The sequence below is a fragment of the Mesorhizobium sp. M4A.F.Ca.ET.090.04.2.1 genome, from assembly GCF_003999085.1.
GTDB lineage: Bacteria > Pseudomonadota > Alphaproteobacteria > Rhizobiales > Rhizobiaceae > Mesorhizobium.
On the sequence record NZ_RZOT01000399.1, the window covers coordinates 1 to 5,692 of the forward strand.

The 5,692-nt window shown below is 64.9% G+C and carries 6 protein-coding genes; 1 reads left to right on the forward strand and 5 read right to left on the reverse strand.

Annotated elements, in window-relative coordinates; translation table 11 throughout:
* A partial coding sequence (locus EN781_RS23815) for an efflux RND transporter permease subunit (RefSeq protein WP_145965598.1) occupies positions 1-445 on the forward strand: 445 nt, incomplete at its 5' end.
* Between the two features lie 6 nt (positions 446-451).
* On the opposite strand, the gene EN781_RS23820 is transcribed toward EN781_RS23815, so the two are convergent.
* The 5 genes from EN781_RS23820 to EN781_RS23840 are packed head-to-tail and all read right to left on the reverse strand — an operon-like array spanning position 452 to position 5,686.
* Positions 452-1,198 carry an ABC transporter ATP-binding protein gene (locus EN781_RS23820; protein ID WP_126056692.1) on the reverse strand — a complete coding sequence of 249 codons (747 nt, stop codon included), beginning with the start codon at positions 1,196-1,198 and terminating at the stop codon, positions 452-454.
* Positions 1,195-2,049, reverse strand: coding sequence for an ABC transporter ATP-binding protein (locus EN781_RS23825; RefSeq protein ID WP_126056693.1), 855 nt, complete (start codon positions 2,047-2,049; stop codon positions 1,195-1,197). The genes EN781_RS23820 and EN781_RS23825 overlap by 4 nt, the downstream gene beginning before the upstream one ends.
* Positions 2,046-2,966: a nickel transporter permease gene (gene nikC, locus EN781_RS23830; protein WP_126056694.1), complete on the reverse strand. Its 921-nt coding sequence runs from the start codon at positions 2,964-2,966 to the stop codon at positions 2,046-2,048. Before nikC ends, EN781_RS23825 begins: the two co-directional genes overlap by 4 nt.
* Positions 2,963-4,030: an ABC transporter permease gene (locus EN781_RS23835; RefSeq protein WP_126056695.1), complete on the reverse strand. Its 1,068-nt coding sequence runs from the start codon at positions 4,028-4,030 to the stop codon at positions 2,963-2,965. The genes nikC and EN781_RS23835 overlap by 4 nt, the downstream gene beginning before the upstream one ends.
* 18 nt (positions 4,031-4,048) lie before the next feature.
* The gene (locus EN781_RS23840) at positions 4,049-5,686 is read right to left on the reverse strand and encodes an ABC transporter substrate-binding protein (RefSeq protein ID WP_126056696.1); all 1,638 of its coding nucleotides are present in this window, start codon (positions 5,684-5,686) and stop codon (positions 4,049-4,051) included.
* Between the last annotated feature and the right edge of the window lie 6 nt (positions 5,687-5,692).

A 5,692-nucleotide genomic window follows, 5' to 3' on the forward strand; every position in this document is an offset into this window, starting at 1 on the left:
GTTCCTGGTCGTGGCGGTGGCGCCGCTCGGCCTGATCGGCGTGGTGGCTGCACTGGTGCCGAGCGGGGCGCCGCTCGGCTTCGTCGCCATCCTCGGCGTGCTGGCGCTGATCGGAATCCTGATCCGCAACTCGGTCATCCTGATCGTGCAGATCGAGGACCTAGTCGCCGAAGGCAAGGATCGCTGGGCGGCGGTCATCGAGGCGACCGAGCACCGCATGCGGCCGATCGCGCTGACGGCCGCGGCCGCCAGCCTGGCGCTGATCCCTATCGCGCGTGAGGTGTTCTGGGGGCCGATGGCCTACGCCATGATGGGCGGCATCATCGCCGGCACGGCGATCACGCTGCTCTTCCTGCCGGCGCTTTATGTGACGTGGTTCCGGATCAAGGAGCCGAAGCACGATAGCGTGCAAAGCGAAGCGCTGACCGAGGGCGGTGCGGCATAATTCGAGCTACGCCCTCACAAACCCCTCACTCGCCCTCAGCAGATTGCGCGTATAATCCTCACTCACACGGTGGCCGATCAGCTGGCTCGCCGTCAGCGTCTCAACCGCCTCGCCGTTCTGCATCACCATCAACCGCTCGCACATATGGGTGATGATGGCGAGGTCGTGGCTGACCATCAGGAAGGTCAGCTTGCGCCGTCGCCGCACCTCTTCGAGCAGGTTTAGCACCTCCGCCTGTACCGAGGCATCGAGAGCCGAGGTCGGCTCGTCGAGCAAAAGGATCGAGGGCTCAAGGATCAGCGCGCGGGCAATGGCGACGCGTTGGCGCTGGCCGCCGGAGAGCTGGTGTGCGTAGCGAAAGCGGAAGCCGTTGCCGAGACCGACCTCGTCCAGCGCGCGTTCGATGCGCTTCTCGCCATCGGCAAAACCATGGATGGCGAGCGGCTCCTGCAGCAGGCGGTCGACCGTCTGGCGCGGATGCAGAGAGCCGTAGGGGTCCTGGAAGACCATCTGCACCTCGCGGTAAAAGGCTTTTTCACGAGTCTTGCCGAGGGTCTTGCCGTTGACGGTGATGGTGCCCGAAGAGGCGGGCGCCAAGCCTGTGATCGCCCTGAGCAGCGTCGACTTGCCGGAGCCGCTCTCGCCGACCAGCCCGTAGGACTCGCCCTCCCTGACCTCGAGGCTAACGCCCTTCAGCGCGCGAAACCGGTCGAAGATCACCTCCAGCCTGTCGACGGAAAGCGCCGCGGTCATGCCGCCCACTCCGGCTTGCGGTCGAGCACCGGCAGCGGGTGACGCTCGAAGCCGATCCTCGGCATGCAGTTGAGCAGACCGCGCGTATAGGGGTGCCGGGCGTCGCGCAGCTCCGAAGCCTTGAGCTGCTCGACCACCTTGCCGGCATACATGACGATCACGCGGTCGCAGAAGGACGAGACCAGCCGCAGATCGTGCGAGATGAAGATCAGGCCCATGCCGCGCTCGGCGACCAGCTTGTCGAGGATGTTCAGCACGTCGAGCTGCACGGTGACGTCGAGCGCCGAGGTCGGCTCGTCGGCGATCATCAGCTCCGGCCCGGCAATCAGCATCATGGCGATCATGGCGCGCTGGCCCATGCCGCCCGAAACCTCATGCGGGTGGAGGTCGAAAACGCGCTTAGGATCGCGGATCTGCACCGCCTCCAGCATGGCCAGCGCCCGCTCGCGCGCCTCGGCCTTTGAGACCCTCTCATGCGTGCGCAGTGTCTCGACGATCTGGCGGCCGATGCTCATCACCGGATCGAGCGAATATTTCGGATCCTGCAGGATCATCGCGATGCGGTTTCCGCGCAGCGCCCGGCGCTGGCGCGGCGCTATGGAGAGCAGATCGATACCGTCGAAGGCGAGCTTGTTCGCCGAGACCTCGGCCTGCGGCGCGGTAACGCCCATGATGGCGCGGCCGGTCTGCGACTTGCCGGAACCGCTCTCGCCGACGATGCCCAGCCGCTCGCGGCCAAGCGAGAAGGTGACGCCGCGCACGGCCTCGACCAGGCCGGTGCGGGTCGGGAAAGTGACACGCAGATCGTCGACCTCAAGAAGCGTGCCCTTGTCGCTCTTGTTGCCGCTCATTGGTCGCCGCTCCTTGGATCGAGCGCGTCGCGCAGGCCGTCGCCGAGCAGGTTGAAGCCGAGGCTGACGATGAGGATGGCGGCACCCGGTGCCGCGGCAACCCACCACTGGTCGAGGATGAAGCGCCGGCCGGACGCGATCATCGCGCCCCATTCGGGCAGCGGCGGCTGCGCGCCGAGGCCGAGGAAGCCGAGGCCGGCGGCTGTCAGGATGATGCCGGCCATGTCGAGCGTCACGCGAATGATCAGCGAAGAGATGCAGAGCGGCATGATGTGGCGCAGCACGATGCGGAACGCCGAGGCGCCCATCAATTGCACCGCCTTGATGAAATCCGAGTTGCGCACCGTCAGCGTCTCGGCCCGCGCGATGCGGGCGTAGGGCGGCCAGGAGGTGATGGCGATCGCCAGCACCGCGTTCTCGATGCCGGGGCCGAGCGCGGCAACGAAGGCCAGCGCCAGAACCAGTTTCGGGAAGGCGAGGAAGATGTCGGTGATGCGCATCAGGATCGCGTCGGTCCAGCCGCCGGCATAGCCGGCGACCGTGCCGACCAGGAGGCCGATGGGCGCGGCGATGACGGCGACGAGGATCACGACATAGAGCGTCCAGCGCGAGCCGTAGACGATGCGGGAGTAGATATCGCGACCGAGGTCGTCGGTGCCGAACCAGTGCGCGGCGCCGGGCGGCAGCAGGCGCGCATTCTTGAGGTCGCCGACGGTCGGCGAATAGGGCGCCAGCACGTCGGCGAAGGCGGCGACCACCAGCAGGGCGATGATGATCAGCAGGCCGAGAACCGCCAGCCGGTTGGCGGAGAAGCGCCGCCACGCCACATAGGCGCGGCCGAGCCTTGCCTGCATGCGCGAGGCCGGCCGCTCGCTGAGCAGCCATTCGCGACGGCTCTGGATAGTCTCGGCGCTCATGCAGCCTTGGTCCTCGGATCGAGCACGCGGTAGAGCAGGTCGGAAAGAAGGTTGATGCCGATGAAGACCGAACCGATGATGATGGTGCCACCGAGCACGGCGTTCATGTCGGCGTTCTGCAGCGAATTGGTGATGTAGAGACCGATGCCCGGCCAGGAGAACACGGTCTCGGTCAGCACCGAGCCCTCGAGCAGGCTGGCGTAGGAGAGCGCGATCACCGTCACCATCGGCACCGCGGCATTGCGCAGCGCGTGGCCCCAGATGATGCGCGTTTCCGACAGGCCCTTGGCGCGCGCCGCGACTATGTATTCCTGCGCCATCTCGTTCAGCATGAAGGAGCGGGTCATGCGGCTAATATAGGCGAGCGAGAAGTAGCCGAGCAGCGAGGCCGGCAGGATGATGTGGCGATAGGCGTCGTAGAAGACATCCCACTGCCCCTGCATCGCCGCGTCGAGCAGATAGAAGCCGGTGATCGGCGTGAAAGTGTATTCGTAGACGACGTCGAGCCTGGCCGGAAAGGCGACCCATTGCAGCTTGGCGTAGAACAGGACCAGCCCAAGCAGTCCCAACCAGAAGATCGGTACCGAATAGCCGATCAGGCCGATGATGCGCACGATCTGGTCGACGAGGCTGCCCCGCCTGACGGCGGCCAGAACGCCGAGCGGCACGCCGATGACGGCGCCGATCAGCGTGCCCAGCGTCGCCAGTTCGATGGTCGCCGGGAAGACGCGGCGGATATCGGTCATGACCGGATTGGTGGTCAGCACCGAGGTGCCGAAATCGCCGCTCAGCGCACTCTTCACATAGATGTAGAACTGCTGGATCAGCGGCAGGTCGAGCCCCATCTCGCGGCGCGTGCGCTCGACGACATTGGCCGGCGCTCGGTCGCCCAGCACGGCCAGCACTGGATCGATCGGGATGACGCGGCCAATGAAGAAGGTCACCGCGAGCAGACCGAGATAGGTGGTCACCGCGATGACCAGGAAGCGGCCGATCGACGATAAGACAGCGGCGGAGCGGGTGCTGCCGCGCCCGGCCGCCGCCTGATTTTCAACGATGCTCACGCGGTGCGTCCGCCGGAACTATTCCTTGGAGACCGCCCCGACAAAGTTGGTGTCGAAGCTCGGGCCGAGCGCGAAGCCCTTGATGCTCTTGCGCAGACCAGCCACTTCCAGTTGCTGGTGGATGATGACGAAGGGGCTGGTGTCGACGATCTTCTTCTGCAGGTCCTTGTACATATCGGCGCGCTTGGCCGAATCCTTCTCCAGCAGCGCCGCTTCGGTCTCCTTGGTCAGATCCGGAATATCCCAGGCGTTGCGCCAGGCGAGGGTCTTGATCTTGGCGGAGTCGGAATTGTCCGGGTTCGAGGCGAAGGTCTGGGCGTTGGAGTTCGGATCGAAATAGTCCTGGCCCCAATTGCCGATATAGATGTCGTGGTTGCGGGCGCGATACTTGGTCAGCGTCTGCTTGCCGTCGCCCGGAATGATCTCAAGCTTGATGCCAACCTGACCCAGCGTCTGCTGGATCGACTCGGCCATGCCTGTCTCCGGCTGTTTGCTGCGCACGTCCATGGTCACGCTGAAGCCGTCCGCCAGGCCGGCCTTGGCCAGGAGTTCCTTGGCCTTGGCGACATCGAGCTTGAAGGGATTTTCATCGACCGCGCCAAGGTCGCCCTTGGGCAGGAAGGACTGGTGGATCTCGCCGATGCCCTTCAGGATGGTCGAGCTCAGGGCGTCGTAGTCGACCAGGTATTTGAACGCCTGGCGAACCTCCGGCTTGGCGAGGTTCGGATTCTTCTGGTTGAGGCTGATGTAATAGACCGTGCCCTTCGGCGCGCTTGTGGTGGTGAGGTCGGCGTTCTTGGCGACGGCATCCAGGTCGTTGGGCTCGAGGTTGCGGGCGACGTCGATATCGCCGGCCTCCAGCGCCAGGCGCTGCGCCGAGCTTTCCTTCATGAAGCGGTAGATGACGCGGGCGAGCTTGGCCTTCTCGCCATTGTAGTTGTCGTTGCGCTCCAAAACGACGGCCTCGTTGGCGCGCCATTCACGCAGCTTGAACTGGCCAGAGCCGGCGTAGCCGGTCTTCAGCCAGGCATTGCCGAAATCATTGTCCCATTTGTAGTCGGCGCTGGGGGTGACGGCGGCGACATGTTCCTTGACCAGCTTGCTGTCGACGACCGAGGCAACCGTGGCCGACAGGCAGTTGAGAACGAAGCTCGGCGCATAGGCCTTGTCGACGACGAACTGGAAAGTGGTGTCGTCGACCGCCTTGGCCTTTTCGGCGACATTGTCGCCGCTGATGCCGAACTGGCTGATGATAAAGGCGGGGCTCTTGTCCAGCTTGATGGCGCGCTCGAAGGAATAGGCGACGTCGGCGGCGGTGATCGGATTGCCCGAGGCGAATTTCATGCCGGGCTTGAGCTTGAAGGTGTAGGTCAGGCCGTCGTCGGAAACGGCCCAGCTCTCGGCGAGATCGCCCTTGACCTTGGAAGTGTCGCTGAGGTCGAGGCGGACCAAGAGATCATAGGTGTTGCCGGTGACCTCGGCGGTCGACAGCTCGAACGCCTCGCCCGGGTCCATGGTGATGATGTCGTCGAACGCGAAGCCCTCGACCAGCGTATCGGCCGGCGTGACGGCAAAGGCAGGCGCGACCAGCAGCGCGGACAGCGCCGCGCCCGCAAGCAAGGCACGAGAGCGAAGAGCAAACTTTTCCAGCATCATGGTGAT

Coding starts and splice junctions, on each gene's coding strand:
- EN781_RS23820 (WP_126056692.1), bottom strand. CDS start 1,198: ATGACCGCGGCGCTTTCCGTCGACAGGCTGGAGGTGATCTTCGACCGG.
- EN781_RS23825 (WP_126056693.1), bottom strand. CDS start 2,049: ATGAGCGGCAACAAGAGCGACAAGGGCACGCTTCTTGAGGTCGACGAT.
- nikC (WP_126056694.1), bottom strand. CDS start 2,966: ATGAGCGCCGAGACTATCCAGAGCCGTCGCGAATGGCTGCTCAGCGAG.
- EN781_RS23840 (WP_126056696.1), bottom strand. CDS start 5,686: ATGATGCTGGAAAAGTTTGCTCTTCGCTCTCGTGCCTTGCTTGCGGGC.